Annotated in this window: 16 protein-coding genes; 7 read left to right on the forward strand and 9 right to left on the reverse strand. The window is 70.8% G+C overall.

Annotation, left to right across the window (positions count from 1 at the left end; genetic code table 11):
- Window positions 1–147 precede the first annotated feature (147 nt).
- A complete protein-coding gene (locus tag AC1RTC_RS05415; RefSeq protein WP_493154452.1) occupies window positions 148–891 on the reverse strand; it encodes a nuclease-related domain-containing protein in 744 nt (247 codons plus the stop codon).
- A gap of 124 nt (window positions 892–1,015) precedes the next feature.
- Here AC1RTC_RS05415 and AC1RTC_RS05420 point away from each other — a divergent pair, with 124 nt between their 5' ends.
- The 5 genes from AC1RTC_RS05420 to AC1RTC_RS05440 all read left to right on the forward strand — a co-directional run bounded on the left by AC1RTC_RS05420 (window position 1,016) and on the right by AC1RTC_RS05440 (window position 5,857).
- On the forward strand, window positions 1,016–1,384 hold the full coding sequence (locus AC1RTC_RS05420; protein ID WP_493154453.1) for an Rv1352/Rv1906c domain-containing protein: 369 nt from the start codon (window positions 1,016–1,018) through the stop codon (window positions 1,382–1,384).
- A gap of 104 nt (window positions 1,385–1,488) precedes the next feature.
- Entirely contained in the window at window positions 1,489–1,848 is a 360-nt protein-coding gene (locus AC1RTC_RS05425) for a YciI family protein (protein ID WP_493154454.1), read from the forward strand.
- A gap of 1 nt (window position 1,849) precedes the next feature.
- Entirely contained in the window at window positions 1,850–3,061 is a 1,212-nt protein-coding gene (locus tag AC1RTC_RS05430) for an RNA polymerase sigma factor (protein WP_493154455.1), read from the forward strand.
- Between the two features lie 113 nt (window positions 3,062–3,174).
- Window positions 3,175–4,557, forward strand: coding sequence for an HNH endonuclease signature motif containing protein (locus tag AC1RTC_RS05435; protein ID WP_493154456.1), 1,383 nt, complete (start codon window positions 3,175–3,177; stop codon window positions 4,555–4,557).
- Between the two features lie 121 nt (window positions 4,558–4,678).
- Window positions 4,679–5,857, forward strand: a complete 1,179-nt coding sequence (locus AC1RTC_RS05440) for a MarP family serine protease (RefSeq protein ID WP_493154457.1) — start codon at window positions 4,679–4,681, stop codon at window positions 5,855–5,857.
- Between the two features lie 6 nt (window positions 5,858–5,863).
- Here AC1RTC_RS05440 and AC1RTC_RS05445 read toward each other — a convergent pair whose 3' ends face one another.
- The 5 genes from AC1RTC_RS05445 to AC1RTC_RS05465 form a co-directional block, all read right to left on the reverse strand.
- Window positions 5,864–6,487 carry a hypothetical protein gene (locus tag AC1RTC_RS05445; RefSeq protein ID WP_493154458.1) on the reverse strand — a complete coding sequence of 208 codons (624 nt, stop codon included), beginning with the start codon at window positions 6,485–6,487 and terminating at the stop codon, window positions 5,864–5,866.
- Window positions 6,484–6,846, reverse strand: a complete 363-nt coding sequence (locus AC1RTC_RS05450; RefSeq protein ID WP_493154459.1) for a nuclear transport factor 2 family protein — start codon at window positions 6,844–6,846, stop codon at window positions 6,484–6,486. The genes AC1RTC_RS05445 and AC1RTC_RS05450 overlap by 4 nt, the downstream gene beginning before the upstream one ends.
- A complete protein-coding gene (locus tag AC1RTC_RS05455; protein ID WP_493154460.1) occupies window positions 6,843–6,974 on the reverse strand; it encodes a hypothetical protein in 132 nt (43 codons plus the stop codon). Before AC1RTC_RS05455 ends, AC1RTC_RS05450 begins: the two co-directional genes overlap by 4 nt.
- A gap of 27 nt (window positions 6,975–7,001) precedes the next feature.
- Complete coding sequence (locus AC1RTC_RS05460; protein WP_493154461.1) at window positions 7,002–7,799, reverse strand: nuclease-related domain-containing protein; 798 nt, start codon at window positions 7,797–7,799, stop codon at window positions 7,002–7,004.
- 184 nt (window positions 7,800–7,983) lie between these two features.
- Window positions 7,984–10,212, reverse strand: coding sequence for a HelD family protein (locus AC1RTC_RS05465; RefSeq protein WP_493154462.1), 2,229 nt, complete (start codon window positions 10,210–10,212; stop codon window positions 7,984–7,986).
- Between the two features lie 182 nt (window positions 10,213–10,394).
- Here AC1RTC_RS05465 and AC1RTC_RS05470 point away from each other — a divergent pair, with 182 nt between their 5' ends.
- Window positions 10,395–11,468, forward strand: a complete 1,074-nt coding sequence (locus AC1RTC_RS05470) for a hypothetical protein (protein ID WP_493154463.1) — start codon at window positions 10,395–10,397, stop codon at window positions 11,466–11,468.
- A gap of 1 nt (window position 11,469) precedes the next feature.
- Window positions 11,470–12,786 (forward strand): MFS transporter, encoded by a 1,317-nt coding sequence (locus tag AC1RTC_RS05475; protein ID WP_493154464.1) that lies wholly within the window; start codon window positions 11,470–11,472, stop codon window positions 12,784–12,786.
- 220 nt (window positions 12,787–13,006) lie between these two features.
- On the opposite strand, the gene AC1RTC_RS05480 is transcribed toward AC1RTC_RS05475, so the two are convergent.
- From AC1RTC_RS05480 to AC1RTC_RS05490, 3 genes are read right to left on the reverse strand one after another with little or no spacing between them, the layout of a single operon-like run.
- Window positions 13,007–14,287, reverse strand: coding sequence for a PrsW family intramembrane metalloprotease (locus AC1RTC_RS05480; RefSeq protein WP_493154465.1), 1,281 nt, complete (start codon window positions 14,285–14,287; stop codon window positions 13,007–13,009).
- A gap of 32 nt (window positions 14,288–14,319) precedes the next feature.
- Window positions 14,320–15,138 (reverse strand): hypothetical protein, encoded by an 819-nt coding sequence (locus tag AC1RTC_RS05485; protein ID WP_493154466.1) that lies wholly within the window; start codon window positions 15,136–15,138, stop codon window positions 14,320–14,322.
- A 4-nt stretch (window positions 15,139–15,142) separates the two neighbouring features.
- On the reverse strand, window positions 15,143–16,411 hold the full coding sequence (locus AC1RTC_RS05490) for an MFS transporter (RefSeq protein WP_493154467.1): 1,269 nt from the start codon (window positions 16,409–16,411) through the stop codon (window positions 15,143–15,145).
- Between the last annotated feature and the right edge of the window lie 19 nt (window positions 16,412–16,430).

A 16,430-nucleotide genomic window follows, 5' to 3' on the forward strand; every position in this document is an offset into this window, starting at 1 on the left:
CTCTCTTTATCCGCGGCCGTTAGACGGCAACCTTGGGAGTTTAGCAGAGGACAGCCCGAGGCTCACGCCAGCGTCGACGGGTCGAGGAGTTGGACGATCACCGACAGCGGGGCGTACCGGCCAACTGGCGGGGCGGCGCGAGATCGGTCACGCGACCATTGTGCCGGCAAAGATGAGGGATGCCGCAACCAGCGCTGCACTCACAACCCACACCACCCGCCGCCGCCAGGCCGCATCCACCTCGCTCTTCAACCGCAGGAACCGCGCCTCGTGCCGCAGCGTCTCGTCCACGACATCCGCGCTCCGCATCCCCTCGGCGGAGGCTGAGGCAACGAGATCGGCCACAGCGTTGGGGGCGAGCCGCCCCTTTCGCCGCCCGAGGTACGCCGCGAGCTGCGACGACGCGAGTACCTCGACGCCGTCCGCGCGCTGCTTGATCGTGAGCACGGCGGGGTCGACAACGGCGACAACCGGGGTCACGACGATGCCGAGCAGGTGGGTCAGTCGCCGGGCCTCGTGGCGGGCATCCCGAATGTGGTTCGTCCTGTGCCCGTTGACCAGCAGGCGGTCGTCGCCCACCCAGACGCGCTGGCGGGAGTGGTTCTTGGTCGTGATCGTGAAGGCGCCGGCGGGGCCGATCACGAGGGCGTCGGGCCCGTCGGAGTAGAGCACAGTCCACGCGGGGTCGAGCGAGGTGAGCACCTTGGCGACGTGGATCTCCCCCAGCGCTCCGCGGTACCAGGCGCGCGCGTCCGATCGGATCGGGTTCGCCCCGAACAGCCACGCGGGCCACGACGGGCGACGGGCGCTGGCCTGGATGCGCAGGCACTCCGCCACGACGGCATAGGCGGGCCCGCGCACGCGGCGCGCCCCGGTCAGTACGTCTGTCATGGCTCCCCCGAATCCACGGCCAGTCAAGCGGGTGGGCAGGATGCCGCGGCAGTCCCCAATCCGGGGCAGAAGCAGGCCATAACCCTCCTGTTGCGAGCCGAAGCCGCGCAATAGCATCACGCACATGAAGACCCTCCACAGCGCCACCGCCCTCGCAGCAGCAGCACTGCTCGCCCTCACCCTGGCCGGCTGCTCCACCACGGCCGGTACCGACACCGGCACGACCGAGGGCGATGCCCCCACTGACGAGAGCTCGGCCAGCGGCGAGTTGATCACCCTCTCCGGCTCCGGCGACTACACGGTCGGCGTCACGGCACCGATCGGCGGCTATGAGTTGAAAGACGTCGACAGCCAGCCCGACGGCTGCACCTGGGCGCTCGAGGACGCCGACGGCAACGTCCAGTTCGAGAACCAGGGCCCCACGGTCTTCATCACCGACGTGAACGCCTACTTCCAGACATCCGGATGCCCGGACTGGGTGCAGTTCGAGTAGTTTCTGGGAAACTTGCCAGCGCCCCTGTCGATTCGGCGGGGGCGCTGCGTCATGGTTCCGAGAGGCGGGAGACTCCCGTTCCTCCGACGTAAGGAACAGACCCCATGGAATACATGCTCTTCATCGGTGAGACCGAGACCCGCGAGATCCTCCTGCCCGGCGCGCCCGGCTTCGACGAGTACATGGCGAGCTGGACCGCCTACAACCAGATGCTCATCGACGGCGGCCACTGGATCGGCGGCGGGCGCCTGCAGCCCACCGACACGGCGACGACGATCCGCCGGGTGGCCGGCAAGGACACCGTGGTTGACGGCCCCTTCGCCGAGACGAAGGAGCAGCTGGGCGGCTACTACGTGATCAGCGCTGCCGACCTCGACGAGGCGCTCGCCCTCGCCGCGGAGATGCCCTTCACCGACTCGGTCGTGGAGGTGCGCCCGATCGCGTTCCGCCCAGACGCGCGCTAGCTTGTCACGGTTCGACGAGGAGATCACCCGCCTCGCGCGCGAGGAGGGCGGGCACGTCCTCGCCCTCCTCGCGCACCGCTTCGGCGACCTCGACCTGGCAGACGAGTCGGTTCAGGATGCCCTGCTCGCCGCCGCGTCGTGGGAGGCCGTGCCCGCCAACCCGGCGGGCTGGCTGTACACGGTCGCGCGCAACCGCGCCGTCGATCGCCTGCGCCGCGCAGCTGCTGAGCAGCGCAGGCTCCACGCCGCCTCCTACCTGATCACGCTGCCCGACGGAGAGGAGCCCGACATGATCGTCGAGCACTCTGATGTCGGCGACGAGCACCTTCGGCTCGTGCTCCTGTGCTGCCACCCCGCACTCGACCGCGATGCTCAGGTCGCCCTCACTCTCCGGCTCGTGGGAGGCCTCACCACGCCCGAGATCGCAGCGGCGTACCTGGTGCCGGAGGCGACCCTCGCGCAGCGGATCGTGCGGGCGAAGCGCAAGATCAGGGACGCCGGCATCCCGCTCTCCATACCCGCCTCTCTCGACGAGCGGGTCGGGGCGGTGCTGACGGTGCTCTACCTCATCTACAACGAGGGCTACCTGTCGCGGTCGTCGGCCGGCGCGCGGGTCGACCTCGTGGACGAGTCGATCCGGCTGACGTCGGCGCTGGCATCCCTGCTGCCTTCGAACGCCGAGGTGCTGGGGCTTCTCGCGCTGGAGCTCTACGGCCGTGCGCGCGCGGACTCGCGGTTCGCGGGCGACGAGCTCGTGCTGCTCGAGGACCAGGACCGCACGGCGTGGGATTCCGCGGGCATCCTGCAGGCCAACCGCGTGCTCGCCGCCGCCCTCGACCTCGAGGTGCCGGGCGCGTTCCAGCTGCAGGCCTGGATCGCCTCGCACCACGCGAACGCGCGCACCGCCGCCGACACCGACTGGCCCGCGATCGCCTCCGCCTATGCACAGCTCCTCGAGCTGGCGCCCTCCCCTGTCGTCGCCCTCAATCGCGCGGTGGCCGTGGCGATGGCCGACGGCGCGCCCGCGGGCCTCGCGCTGCTCGACACCGTCGGCGGGCTCGACGACTACCACCTCTACTGGTCGGCCCGCGGCGAGCTGCTGCTGAGAGCAGGTGAGCGGGATGCCGCGGCGCACGCCTTCCGCCGGGCCCGCGCCCTCGCCGCCAACCCCGCGGAGCAGCGGCACCTCGACCGGCGGATCGCGTCGGTCTGAGGTCGGGCGGCGCCCGCTCCCGCCCCTCCTCCACAGGCCGCGCCGTTGCCCGTTCTCCACAGATTTGCCCCTTGACCTGCATTTTGCATACTCATACTGGTATTGTGATCTGTATGACTTCTTCCGCGATCGACTCCCTGCAGCAGGCGCTAGCGCTGCTGGCCGAGGTCGCGGCAATCTCTACTTTCTCCCTTTCCGACGAAGAGCTCTGCGCGCTCACGAGCAGCATCGAGACCGCCGGTCGACTCGTCGATGCGACCCGGCTCGCCAGCGCCGCGGAGATCGACGCGCGCTCCCGCTTCGAGCTCGGCAGCGCGGGCCTCTCCTATCGTTTGGGCCACCGCCGTGGCGTGCATCTCGTGGAGCAGCTGACCCGCACGTCGCAGGTCGAGGCTGCGCGCCGCATCCGCACCGGCTCTGCACTCCGGGCCCGTATGGGGCTCGGGGGCGAGGTGCTCCCCGCCGCGTTCCCCCGGGTCGCAGCCGCGGTCAGCCGGGGCACTGTCGGCGTGGATGCCGCGGCCGTCGTCACCCGGTGTCTCGGGCAGGCCGCCCGCAACGGGGCCGACCCCGTGCACCTGGAAGCGGCAGAGCGCGAGCTGGTCGCCGAGGCCGTCCGCGTCCCGGCCGACCAGGTCGCCGTCATGGCGCGGGTCTGGCGCGAAGCGCTCGACCCCGACGGCGCGCTTCCCCGTGACGAGAAGCTCCGGCAGCAGCGCAAGTTCGTGCTCGGTGCCGAGCGCGACGGCATCGTGCCCTTCCACGGACTGGCGTCTCCGGTCGAGGCGGCCGAACTCAAGGCCTACTTCTCAGAGTCGATGGCGCCTGATGCGACGCCCCGATTCGTGTGCGAGGAAGACCTCGCCCTCGGCACCGAGTCGGCCGTGGACCGCGACGGTGACGTCCGCACTCTCTTCCGCGACCCGCGCACGCGCGAGCAGCGCCAGTTCGATGTCGTCATGGGCCTGCTGCGCGCCGGTGCGCGGTCACACGGGCAGGGCAGCACGGCGAACGTCCTCGCCGTTATCAAGCTCGACGATCTCGAAGGCACCACCGGCGTCGGCTGGCTCGACAACGTGGCCGAGCCGGTGAGCGCGTCCACCGTCCACGAGCTGGTGTGCGACTCGGGCTTCCAGCGCCTCCTCCTCGGGCCGCACGGGGAGGTCCTCGCGCTCGGTCGGAAAGAGCGCTACTTCACCTCTGCGCAACGGCTCGCACTCGCCGGCCGGGACGGCGGGTGCGTCTGGCCCCGCTGCACGGCACCGCCGAGTTGGTGCCATGCGCACCACGTAGAAGAGTGGACGGACGGCGGGCCCACCGATATCGAGAACGGGGTGCTGCTGTGCTCGGCGCACCATCACATGCTGCACGCCTCCGAGTTCCAGATGAAGATGCTCGACGGCCGCCCGCACCTGCTCGCGCCCGCGTGGATCGACCCGACGCAGGAGTGGCAGCTGCTCGGCCGCCCGCGACTGGCCTGGGCGCGCGCCGCCTAGCGCTCCCGCCTAGCGCTCCCGCCCAGAGCACCCGGCCAGAGCTCCCGCCTCGCCCTCCCGCCTAGTCGAAGGTCCCGCTCCCCGCGCGCCCCTCGCAGGCGCTCCATGGGAGGATGGGCACGTGACCGAGTCGCTCATCTTGGACGTCCTGCTGGTCCTCATGCTCGTCGGCTACATCGCCTACGGCTTCCGCAACGGGCTCTCCCGGAGCGTCTTCACGATCGCGGGCATCATCGCCGGAATCATCGCCGCGTTCTTCCTCGCGCCCCTCGTCGCTCCCCTCGTCCCGATCCCGTTCCTGCGGCTCGGTGTCACGGTCGTCGTCGCGATCGGATTCGTCGCCCTCGGGCACGCGCTGGGCAGCCTGATCGGGCGCTGGCTCCGCCGCGGCATCCTGCACAGCCCACTGAGTGGACTGGACCGCGTTCTCGGCGCCCTGGTCACGGGCATCGTTGCCGCCCTCGTCGCCTCGATGGTCTCCTTCAGCGTGGCGCAGCTGGGCGTTCCGGTGCTCTCGCGGGCGATCTCCGGCTCCACATTCCTGCGCATCGTCAACACCCTCACTCCCGATCCGGTCGAGTCGTTCCTGGCCCAGGTGCGCGGCGCGGTCGTGGACAAGGGCATCCCGCTCTTCACCGGCGCACTCGAGGGAAACCCGACGATCCCGCAGATCGACACCGGCAGCGGCGCCCTCAACACCGCCGCGCAGTCGGTCGTGCGCATCACCGGCAATGCCTACGCCTGCGGCGTCTCGCAGTCCGGCTCCGGGTTCGTCGTGTACGACGATCGGGTCGTCACCAACGCCCACGTCGTCGCGGGGGTCACGGAGCCGGTCGTCGAGACCCTCAGCGGCCAGTCCCTCGCGGGCACGATCGTCTACTTCGACCCGGTCGACGACCTGGCCGTGATCGCGGTGCCCGGTCTCGACGCCCCGGCGCTCCCCCTCGGCGCGACGCTGCCCGCCAACACGGATGCCGCCATCGAGGGCTACCCGTACGGCGGCCCCTTCACGTCCGGCGCGGCGAACGTCATCTCGGTCACGAGCCCGGCGGTGCCCGACATCTACGGGGAGACCCGCAACCAGCGCGAGGTCTACACGCTCGCCGCCGACGTGCGGGAGGGCAACTCGGGCGGTCCGCTGCTGACGCTCGACGGCTCGGTCGCGGGTGTGGTCTTCGCCCGCAGTGGCGACCACGACACCGTCGGCTACGCCATGACCATGACCGAGCTGGAGCCGGTCACCAATCAGGCTGCGGGGCTCACCGAGCCCGTGTCATCCGGCGCCTGCATCGCGGAGTAGCGAGCGCTACCGCTCGAACCTCAACTGGTCCGCACCGGGGCAGCGGTCGGGGTCGGCCCCGGCCGCCGTCGCGAACGCAGACCACCGCCAGTCGTTGCCGATGCGCCTGATCGAGTCGCGCGGGAACACCACAGTGAACGTGCCGCCGTCGGCCTGCACGTGGTCGGTGTCGAGGTCGTCGGTGTCAGAGCGGTCGAAGTCCTGCACGAACACCCGGTCGACCTTGCCGTCTTCGAGGGCGACTCCGAGGAGGTAGGCCTTGTTACCGCTGCGCTCGATGTTGAGGCCGAATCCGGCCTCAACATCCGGCACGTCCGCCAAGCGGAACTGCGCGACCAGGTCGCCGTCGTGGAGCTCGAGCTGCACGGAGTCGAGGTCGACGGTCGAATCGCCGAGCGCGTCGACGCACTCGTTCTTCCGCGGGTCGGGCCGCGGCTCCGGCACCTCGGACGGCGCCGGCGCAGGCGGGACCGCACCCGTGGGCGTGGCGGCCGGTGGCGTGCTCGTCGGACCGGCCCCGGGCTGCGCGGCCGGGAGTGAGCGCAGCGCGAGCGCGATGAGCAGGCCCACCGCAACCGCCAGCGCGAGCCCGCCGACGCCGAGAAGGGCGTAGCGGGTGCGGGCCGTCACCTACCGATCCACCAGTCCGTGAACTCCCGCGCGCGGCCGTCGTCGGCGAGCCGGATCACCCACAGGTTGTCGTAGGTGCCGCTCTTGTCGCCGAGCGAGTACGCGGTCACGCACTGGACGACGGCGACATCGCCCTCGAGGGCGACCGGGTGCCACTCGAACGTCCACGTTCCGGGAGCGTCCTGGTTCTCGAGCCAGGCCGCGACGATGGCGGGATGCCCGACCGCGGGCTCCTCGTGCGGGCGGCCGCGGTACTCGGCGTCCTCTGTGAAGGCCGCCCGGATGTCGTCCGCGAGGTTGGACTCCCACGCGGTGAGGTACCGCTGGACCCATGCTGCTACGTCGGTGGCGGTGGTCATGCGAGCTCCTTCTCCAAGAACGACAGCGCCAACGGGCAGGCGTCGGCCGCGGCATCCCGATCGTAGTGTCGTTGAAGAAGCCGTGCTTGGCGGGCGCCGACTCCGTCGATGTCGATCATCTGTCCCATGCGCTTCACGATACGCCGCGGGAATGACTAGGAGCTGACGACCACCGTGACCAGAGCGGCGATCACCGAGCACACCGAGGCGTAGACGACGATTGTCGCCGCCGCGGCCCACAGGATGCGCCGCACGAACGAGTCGTTCACGCTGGTGCGGATCGTCCCGAAGTCGCGGTGCAGCGCCTGGGGGTCGAGCTCGGGGGTGACGGGCGTCGGCCAGGTGCCCTCCAGGTCGGCGAGGTCGGAGATCTCTGCGACCTCCTCGCCGGTGAGCGTTCGGGGTGAGTCTGCGAGCACGCGCTCCAGGTCGCGCGACGCCAGCACTCGCACGCCGGACGCGGGTGCCTTGATGACGAGCCGGAGCGGGTCGACCACCACGAGAAGGGGACGGACGCGGACGGGCTTGCCCGCCGCGGCGGAGAGGAGCCGGGACACCTCGGCGGCACCGGCGGCGGCCCGTGCGAGGTCGTCGCGCCGCTCGCCGCCCACCGTGATGGTGTCGTCGTCGATGGCGACCTCGTTGCGGCCGTAGTTCGCCGCGCGGACGGTGAAGACCCCGGCGCGTCCGATCAGCAGGTGGTCGACGACGACGCCGTCGAGCGGGAGGTCGTGCAGCACGTCCCACGTGGGCCCGAGGTTCTCGAGCACATCGCCGACGAGCAGCTCGCCGAGCGCGCCGCGGTAGTGCGCGCGCGCCTCGAGCGTGAGGGGGCTGACCCCGAAGATCTTGGCAAGACGGCTGAGCTCGGGCGCTGACGCCTGGGCGCGGACGACAGCGGCCATGGCCGACTGCCCCGCAACTCGCTCGCGGAGGATGCGGTTGTTGTGCATCCCTCCCCCTCTTCGCTCTAGGGGACCCTTGCCTGACTGAGACGGAAAGAACGTTGGGCCGGAGGCTCCCCCGCCTCCGGCCCTACTCGTTTCACTTCCGAACATTCCCTCCCCCGAAGGCTTGTTCGTAGTTACAGTGTGCGCGACTGAGACAACCTCGCACAGCCCCCACTACTAGGCATCCCTATGCGGGGGACTCAAGCCCCACTGGAAGGTTTCCGGTCGTGACCAGGTGCAGGCGCTGGGTGGGCCTCGTCATCGCCACGTAGAGGGCGGCGGCGCCGCGCGCGATCTCGTCCACGATGCGCTGCGGCTCGACCACCACTACCGCGTCGAACTCGAGCCCCTTCGACTCCTGCGGGGTGAGCACGGCCACCGCGCGGTTGAGGCCGGCGGCTCCCCGCCCGACATCCTGCCCGAGGGATGCCGACAGCGCCGGCCACACGTCGTCGACGAGCGACTCGCTCACAATCACCGCGACCGTGCCGTCCCCGATGGCGCGATCGGCCGCGACCGTGGCCGCGACGGCGGCGGAGAGGTCGTCGGTCCGCACCACGTCAACCGGCCACTCGCTCTCGCGCACCGCCCGCGACCGGGTGATGTTCACGCCGTGCGCGACGGCCATGGCCTCCGCGACCTCGGAGATCTGCGCGGGAGTGCGGTAGTTGACCGTGAGCTCCTCCAGGCGCCAGTCGGTGACGTGCGGCTCGAGGGCGGCGGCCCAGCTCGAGGCGCCGGCCGCGGCGGAGGCCTGCGCGATGTCGCCGACGATCGTGAACGACTTGAGCGGGTTGCGCCGCATGAGCAGGCGCCACTGCATGGGAGACAGCTCCTGCGCCTCGTCGACGACCACGTGGCCGTAGGCCCAGGTGCGGTCGGCCGCGGCCAGCTCCGCCGTCGTGCCCCGCTCGACGGAAGCCTCGAAACCCTCGGCGAGGGTGCGGGCATCCACCAGGCCTTCGACCTGCATGTTCTCGATGGCGGCCTTGGCGTTCTCGAGGTCGCGCTTGCGCTGCTGCTTGAGCTCGCGCCTGTCTCCCTCGGCCCCCGCGTCGACCTCGCCGAGCAGCTCGGCGGCCTCGTCGAGGAGGGCCACGTCCGACACCGTGAACGGCTCGTCCCGCGCGCGCAGGAGCAGGGCGCGCTGCTCGGGCGTCCAGCGCGGGGTGAGCGAGGCCAGCCACTGCGGGCGCGCGTAGAGGTCCTGCAAGAGCTTCTGCGGGGTGAGCGGCAGCCACGCGGTGTTGAGGGCGACCTTCACGTCGTGCGAGGTGCGCAGGTCCTCCCGGAGCCAGGCCTGGTCGCTCTCCTCGATCGTGTTGCCGTGGTCGCGCAGCTGGTCGGCGAGCAGCCGCGCCAGGGCGGCGAGCGCCGCCTTGTTGAAGGCGACCCTGGCGAGGTTGTGCGGCTTCTTGCCGTCCCAGGCGCGCTGCATCGCCGAGTGGATCAGCTGGGGCGGGACGGTGAGCAGTTCGCCGTTCACGTCGACGACCTGCGGCTCGCGCGGCACCACCTGGCGCGAGCGCACGGCCCGCGCGATCAGCTGCGCCATCTCGAGGGAGCCCTTCAGCGCCGCCACGTCCGCGGCATCCTCGCGCGCGACATCCACGCCGGGGAACAGCTGCCCGACGCTCGCGAGCACCACCCCGGTCTCGCCGAGCGACGGCAGCACGGCCTCGATGTACTGCAGGAAGCTGCGGGACGGACCAACGATCAGCACTCCGGATGCCGCGAGCCGCTCCCGGTGCGAATACAGCAGGTACGCCGCTCGATGCAGGGCAACAGCCGTCTTGCCGGTGCCCGGCCCGCCCTGCACGACGAGAGTGCCGCGCAGCTCGCTGCGGATGATCCTGTCCTGCTCGGCCTGGATCGTCGCGACGATGTCGCCCATCCGCCCCGTGCGCTGCGAGCTGAGGGTCGCCATGAGCGCGGCCTCGCCCTGGAGGGACTCGACATCCTCGGTGAGGAGCGCCTCGTCGAAGATCTCGTCGTCGATCCGCACGATGTTCCGGCCCTGGCTCTGCAGGTGCCGGCGCGCGCGGGCGCCGAGGGGGGTCGCCGCGGTGGCCTGGTAGAAGGCGCGGGCCTGCGGAACCCGCCAGTCGAGCAGCAGCGGCTGCTGGTCCTCGTCGCGCAGGCCGATGCGGCCGATGTAGCGGTAGACACTGTCCGTGTCGTCGGTGCCGAGTTCGAGCCGTCCGAACGCCAGTCGCTCGTCGATCTGCCTGAGCTGGGCGATCCGGTCCTCGTAGATGCGGGCGAACGAGTCGCGCTCCGACCGGTTCTGGTGGGTGCCGCCGGGGTTCGACCTGCGCACCGACTCGAGCTGGCGCTGGGCCTCGTCCCGCAGCTCGTCGAGGCGCGAGTACAGGGCTCCCACGTAGTCGCGCTCGCGCTCGAGTTCGCTCGCCATGCGGGTGCTGCCTCTCCCTGAACCTCACGAAAACAGGACTGTCTATTCTACGTGGATGCGGGTGGGGGTCTTGCGCCACCGGACCGCCGGTGGGAGTCTGGGGGCAGTACAACTCATCGCCCAGAAGAGCCGGAGGCAGTGCCCCGCCACTGGGCGATGAGTCTGTCTGGCAAGCTGGGTGGGTGACTACCGACTATTCCGCCCTCACGGCGCCGGTCACCAAGGCGGAGGTCGCGGCGTTCCGCCAGTCCGCCCGTACCCGCCCGCAGTACTCGAACGGCTCTGCCGTGGTCACTGCGATCATCGCCCTCGTGGTACTCGCGATCTTCGCGTTCGTCGTGCTCGGGTTCGTCGGCGGCATCGTCACCTCTCTTTCCTCGGGCTACGGCGGCGTCTCCCCCCTGGGGCTCGTCTTCCCCGGCGTGTTCATCGTCTTCTTCGTCGTGATCGCGATCCTCATCGGGCGCTCGCTCCTCGGCAGCGGGCGCTGGGAGCGCTGGATGCGGCTGGACCGCTTCGCCTCCGCCAACGGGCTCGTGTTCTCCCCCACCGGGGTCGACCCCCAGTACCCCGGCGCGATCTTCCAGCAGGGGCGCAGCCGCACCGCCGTCGACCACCTGCAGTCGGCATCCGGCCGCTTCCTCGACTACGGCAACTACCGCTACATCACGGGCAGCGGGAAGAACCAGACGACGCACAACTGGGGCTTCCTCGCGCTGCAGCTCGATCGCGCGCTGCCCAACATGGTGCTCGACTCGAAGGCGAACAACGGCCTGTTCGGCGGGAGCAACCTGCCGGCGACGTTCAGCAAGGACCAGATCCTCCATCTCGAGGGCGACTTCGACAACTACTTCACGCTCTACTGCCCGAAGGAGTACGAGCGCGACGCGCTCTACGTGTTCACGCCCGACCTGATGGCGCGGCTGATCGACGCGGTGTCCGCCCAGGCGGGCTCCCCGTTCGATGTCGAGATCGTCGACAAGTGGATGTTCGTGTACTCGTCATCGACGTTCGACCTCCGCCAGCCCGCCGTGCACGAGCGGCTGCTGGGCATCGTCGACTCGGTCGGCGCGAAGACCCTCACCCAGACTGACCGCTACTCCGACGAGCGCGTCGGCAACCCCGCGGCCAACATCGTCGCTCCGCAGGGGCAGCGGCTCAAGCGCGGGGTCTCGGTCGGCGCGATCATCCTCGTCGCCGTGTTCGCGGTGTTCTGGGCCTGGCCGTTCGTTGCCGGCCTGATCTTCGGCAACTGACGTGGGCGAGGATGCTCCGCGGCGCCGCAGCGCCCTGATCGACCTTGCGCCACTGCGCGAGAGCCCGGCCTTCGCGCGGCTGTGGATCGGCACCGCCGTCTCCGCGATCGGCGCGCAGCTCACGCTCGTGGCGATCGGGCTGCAGGTCTACGACATCACGAGGTCGACGTTCGCGGTGGCGCTCGTCTCCGGCTTCGCCCTCGTGCCCATGATCGTGTTCGGCATCTACGCGGGGCTTCTCAACGACTACTTCAACCGGCGCACCGTGCTCATCTGGTCGTCGACGATCTCGTGGCTGTGCAGCGTCGCCCTCGCGGTGCTGGCCTGGCTGCACATCGACATCGTGTGGCCGCTCTACGTGCTCGCGGTCATCGGCGCGGTGACGGCGAGCACCTCGGCCACCACGCGGTTCGCGATCATCCCGCGTCTGCTCCCGGCGCGCCTGCTGCCCGCGGGATCCGCGCTCGGCGGCATCAGCTTCGGCGTCGCGCTCACGGTGGGACCGGCCCTCGCCGGCGTCCTTGTCGCGGTCGGCGGTTTCGGGCTGACCTACACCGTGGATGTCGCGCTCTTCCTCGTGGGGTTCCTCGGCATCGTGACGCTGCCCGGCCTTCGGCCCGAGGGGCAGACCACGCGGCCGGGCTGGGCGTCGCTCAAGGGCGGCTGGGACTTCCTGCGCACCGCGCCGAACATCCGCACCTCGTTCCTCGTGGACGTCATCGCGATGACCTTCGGACGACCGCAGGTGCTGTTCCCGGCGGTCGGCGCGCTCGTGATCGGCGGCGGCTCGATCACGGTGGGCGTGCTCGTCGCGGCCGGCGCGATCGGCGTGGTGCTGTCGAGCCTGTTCTCCGGGCGCCTCACCGGCTACCGCTGGCACGGTGTCGCGATCGGCTGGGCGATCGCGGTCTACGGCCTGTTCGTGGCAGGCATGGGCGCCGTGCTCGGGTTCATGTCGACCGGCTGGTTCGGCGGTGTCGGGGAGGACATCTCGCGCGCCAACATCCCCGCCCTGATCCTCGCCGCCCTGATGTCGGCGGGCATGGGCGCCTCGGACAACGTCAGCACCATCTTCCGGATGACCATGATGCAGTCCGCCGCCCCGGACGACATGCGCGGCCGCATCCAGGGCGTCTTCACCGTCGTCGTGACGGGCGGACCGAGGCTCGGCGAGCTGTTCATCGGCGGCCTCGCCGGCCTCACCACCCTGTGGTTCCCGCCCCTGCTGGGCGGCGTGGCTATCATCGTGCTGATCGCGGTGGTGCTGCGGATCCAGCGCAGCTTCCGCCGGTACGACGCGCTCGACCCGCAGCGCTAGCCGCGCGGGGCCGCCCCGCCGCGACCACCACGCCACCACGCCACCCCGCGCCGTGCCGCCCCGCCACCCCGCCGCCCCGCCACCACACCGCCACCGCCTGGCCGCCAGCCGCGCGGCCCTAATGACACGATGCGGAGGTTTCGGCGGGCGCATCGTGTCGAAACCTCCGCATGGGCGGCGGGGGTGCGGCGGGGCCGCGGCGGGGCGCGGCGGCGCGTCCCTACGCCGGAGTGGGGGGCGTCGCCGGGGAGCCGAGCGCCGAGCCCGCCCCGACGAGGTTCTTCCGCGACTCCACGATGGCGCCGAGCAGGGCGGCCTCGTCGGCCTGTGCCCCGATACCGCCGCGGCCGGTGATGATGCGCTGACGGGCGAACGCGAGGCGCGTCGCATCCTGGATGTAGAGCTTCATGGCCTTCCGCTTGCCGGACTGCGCTGCCCAGGCCAGCGCCTGGCGACGGCCGTGCGGCGTCGAGAGCGCGGGGATCTCGTCCTGCGAGAACCAGCCGACAGCGGCGTACTCGGTGAGCCGGTCGTGGGTGAGCTTGGACTCCTGCCGGCGCAGGAAGAGGACGAGCAGCACCCCGAACACGAAGAGCGGGAACTGCACGATCGCGTAGTAGCCGTAGAAGTCGCTCACGAAGAACAGCGCGCCGTTCCACAGGGCGTGCAGGAACATGGCCGGGATGAGCCCGACGAGGAACAGCCCGATCGCGGCCAGCGGGCTGCGGTAGCGCGCCGCGAACCCGAGCGCGATGCCCGTCGCCGACGTGAACATGATGTGGGCGAACGGCGACATGATGCCGCGGATGAGGAAGATCTCGCCGACACTGCCGTCCGCGACGGTGCCGACGTCCAGCAGCTGGCCTCCGAAGTAGAGGATGTTCTCCGTGAACGCGAACCCGCCGGCGATCCACGCCGCGTAGACAATGCCGTCGACGGGGCCGTCGAAGTACTTGCGGGCCGCGAAGAAGATCACGAGCAGGCCGAGGCCCTTCGCGCTCTCCTCGACAAGGGGCGCCTGGATGACCGCGCCGATGAACTGGTACGTGAAGTCGTCGCCCTGCGAGAGCGCGGTGATGAGCGGGTCGACGCCCGCGCCCACGACGAGCGCGATGATGACCGCGACGGCCGCGCCCCACAGGAACGCGAACACGACGGCGAGGCGGGGCTCAGGCTCCCACCGGTCGATCCAGCGGACGCCGAAGAACACGATAGCCAGGGGCACGAGGGCCATGACGCCGCCGAGCGCGAACGCGTCCGGTCCCAGCCCGATGAGCAGGTATCCGACCACGAGGAGGGCGAGTACGGCGAGGATCACGACTCCGACGATCCCGAGCACCACAGCCGTGCTGCGCCGGCGGAGCGGCGTGGTGAGGCCGGGCTGCACGGTGGCCGCGGCGTGCGCCGCGACATCCTCGGGCGCCGCCGTCGGCTGGGGCTTCGGTGCTTGGGCGGAGGCCGTGAGGTCGGGCGTGGCCGACGTGGGGTCTGTCGAAGTCATGCTTCAGACACTATCGGCAGGAGCAGCCGTGTCTACCCTTGCTGCTCGCGCAGGATCTGCAGCGCCCGCGACACGCGCTCGCCCAGGCCGGCGACCGGCTTCTTGGAGATCTTCTCCGCCTCAGTGAGCAGGTGAACCACTTCTGCGCGGTACTCAACCTGCGTGTCCCGCACCGCATTGAGCAGGACGAGGGATGCCCGCGCCCCCGCAATGGCGAGCACCGTAGTGAGGACCAGGGATCCGATGGCCACCGCGAGCGTCCAGCCACGGCCGGGGTTCTCGGCCGCCGAGATGCTCACGAGCACGAGCAGCAGCACGCCCGCGAGCGGCGGCAGCACGCGCTGCGGCCGGTAGAACACCCACCGGGCGACAGCCAGGGTTGAGGCGTCAGGGGCGGGCGGCGTGCGGTCACGGTCGGCGTCGATCGCGGACAGCCGCGAGCGCATCTCGTCGAGCCGCTCCTGCGGCACGCGGGTGCCGGCGACATCGACGAGCTCGTCGCGCAGCGCGCGGTAGCTGTCCGCGGCGGGCCGGGTGGCGGCCACGGTCACGGCGAGCCACACGGCGACGAGGACCACGAGCGCGCCGATCGCGACGATCGCGGCGGGCAGCGGATCCCGCTCCTCGAAGAGGAGGCGCGAGGCCCAGTCGAGTCCGAGGAACAGCCCGACGACCGCCAGCGCGGCGAACGGCACCACCCACGCGACCGGGTGCAGGCGCACCACGGTCCGGTTGCCGCGGGCGAGGAGCCGCGCGTCGAAGTGCGCCGTTCCGAGGTCGGCGAGTTGGAAGGAGAGGGCTACGAGCCACACGCCCAGAGCCGCGGCGGGGAGCATCCAGGAGTCGTCCACACGCTCAGACTAACTGCACCTGCTTGCGGCGGGTGATGGTCGCGCTCACCACGGCAGCGACGAGGCACAGCCCGGCCGCGCCGAACCAGGCCGCCGTGTACTGGCCGGTCTGGTCGCGCACGACGCCGGCCACGGTCGCGGCGATCGCGGCGCCGAACTGGTGCGAGGCGAAGACCCAGCCGAAGACGATGGGGCCGTCCTTGCCGAAGACCTCCCGGCACAGTGCCACGGTCGGCGGCACCGTCGCTACCCAGTCGAGCCCGTAGATGACCACGAAGATGATGATCGGCGGCTGCACGGTCGCCGAGAGCAGGAACGGCAGTACGAGCAGGCCGAGCCCGCGGAACGCGTAGTACCCGGCGAGCAGGATGCGCGGGTTCACCCGGTCCGTGAGCCAGCCGGACGCGATAGTGCCGACGATGTCGAACACGCCCACGACGGCCAGGAGCCCGGCGGCCGTGGTCTCCGGCATCCCGTGGTCGTGCGCGCTCGGGATGAAGTGCGTGCCGATCAGCCCGTTCGTCGTCGCGCCGCAGATCGCGAAGCCCGCCACGAGCGCCCAGAACGTGCGCACCTTGGTGGCGCGGCGCAGGGTGCCGAGTGCGATCTTCACCGCGTTGCCGCGGACGGGTGGTTCGTAGACGTAGGTGTCCGGCGCGCCATAGGGGGTCATCCCGATGTCGACGGGCTTGTTGCGCAGGAAGATCAGCACGAGCGGTACGACGAGCAGCGCTCCCCCGGCGACCAGCAGGGACGCCTGGCGCCAGCCCTGCGCCTCCACGAGCTGCGCGATGAACGGCAGGAATGCGAGCTGACCGGTGGCGCTGCCCGCGGTCAGGATGCCGACGACCAGTCCCCGGCTCTTGATGAACCACTGGTCGGCGACCGTCGCCGCGAACACGAGCGCCATCGACCCGGTGCCGAGCCCGATGAGCACGCCCCAGGTGAGCACGAGCATCCACGGGGCCGTCGCGAAGATGCTCAGACCCGCGCCCGCGCAGACCAGGAGCAGTGCGACCGACGTGACCCTGCGAAGGCCGAAACGGGCCATGAGGGCTGCGGCGAAGGGCGCCATGAGGCCGTAGAGGAGCAGGTTGACCGTGACGGCGATGGAGAGCTCGGTGCGGGTCCAGCCGAACTCGTCCTCGAGCGGGAGCATGAGCACGCCCGGCGCGGCCCGGAAGCCGGCGGCGCCGACCAGGGCGAGGAACGCGACGATGGCGACGATCCAGGCCGGGTGGAGGCGCCGGGTGCGGACGGGCGTTGTGGTCATGGTTCGAGTATGGTGGCTG

Source organism: Rhodoglobus sp. GW821-FHT12B09 (genome assembly GCF_058809925.1).

What these genes read in the sequence shown, in the direction of transcription:
- AC1RTC_RS05415 (WP_493154452.1), bottom strand. Translation starts at nt 891, where the DNA reads ATGACAGACGTACTGACCGGGGCGCGCCGCGTGCGCGGGCCCGCCTAT.
- AC1RTC_RS05420 (WP_493154453.1), top strand. Translation starts at nt 1,016, where the DNA reads ATGAAGACCCTCCACAGCGCCACCGCCCTCGCAGCAGCAGCACTGCTC.
- AC1RTC_RS05425 (WP_493154454.1), top strand. Translation starts at nt 1,489, where the DNA reads ATGGAATACATGCTCTTCATCGGTGAGACCGAGACCCGCGAGATCCTC.
- AC1RTC_RS05435 (WP_493154456.1), top strand. Translation starts at nt 3,175, where the DNA reads ATGACTTCTTCCGCGATCGACTCCCTGCAGCAGGCGCTAGCGCTGCTG.
- AC1RTC_RS05450 (WP_493154459.1), bottom strand. Translation starts at nt 6,846, where the DNA reads ATGACCACCGCCACCGACGTAGCAGCATGGGTCCAGCGGTACCTCACC.
- AC1RTC_RS05455 (WP_493154460.1), bottom strand. Translation starts at nt 6,974, where the DNA reads ATGGGACAGATGATCGACATCGACGGAGTCGGCGCCCGCCAAGCACGG.
- AC1RTC_RS05460 (WP_493154461.1), bottom strand. Translation starts at nt 7,799, where the DNA reads ATGCACAACAACCGCATCCTCCGCGAGCGAGTTGCGGGGCAGTCGGCC.
- AC1RTC_RS05465 (WP_493154462.1), bottom strand. Translation starts at nt 10,212, where the DNA reads ATGGCGAGCGAACTCGAGCGCGAGCGCGACTACGTGGGAGCCCTGTAC.
- AC1RTC_RS05480 (WP_493154465.1), bottom strand. Translation starts at nt 14,287, where the DNA reads ATGACTTCGACAGACCCCACGTCGGCCACGCCCGACCTCACGGCCTCC.
- AC1RTC_RS05490 (WP_493154467.1), bottom strand. Translation starts at nt 16,411, where the DNA reads ATGACCACAACGCCCGTCCGCACCCGGCGCCTCCACCCGGCCTGGATC.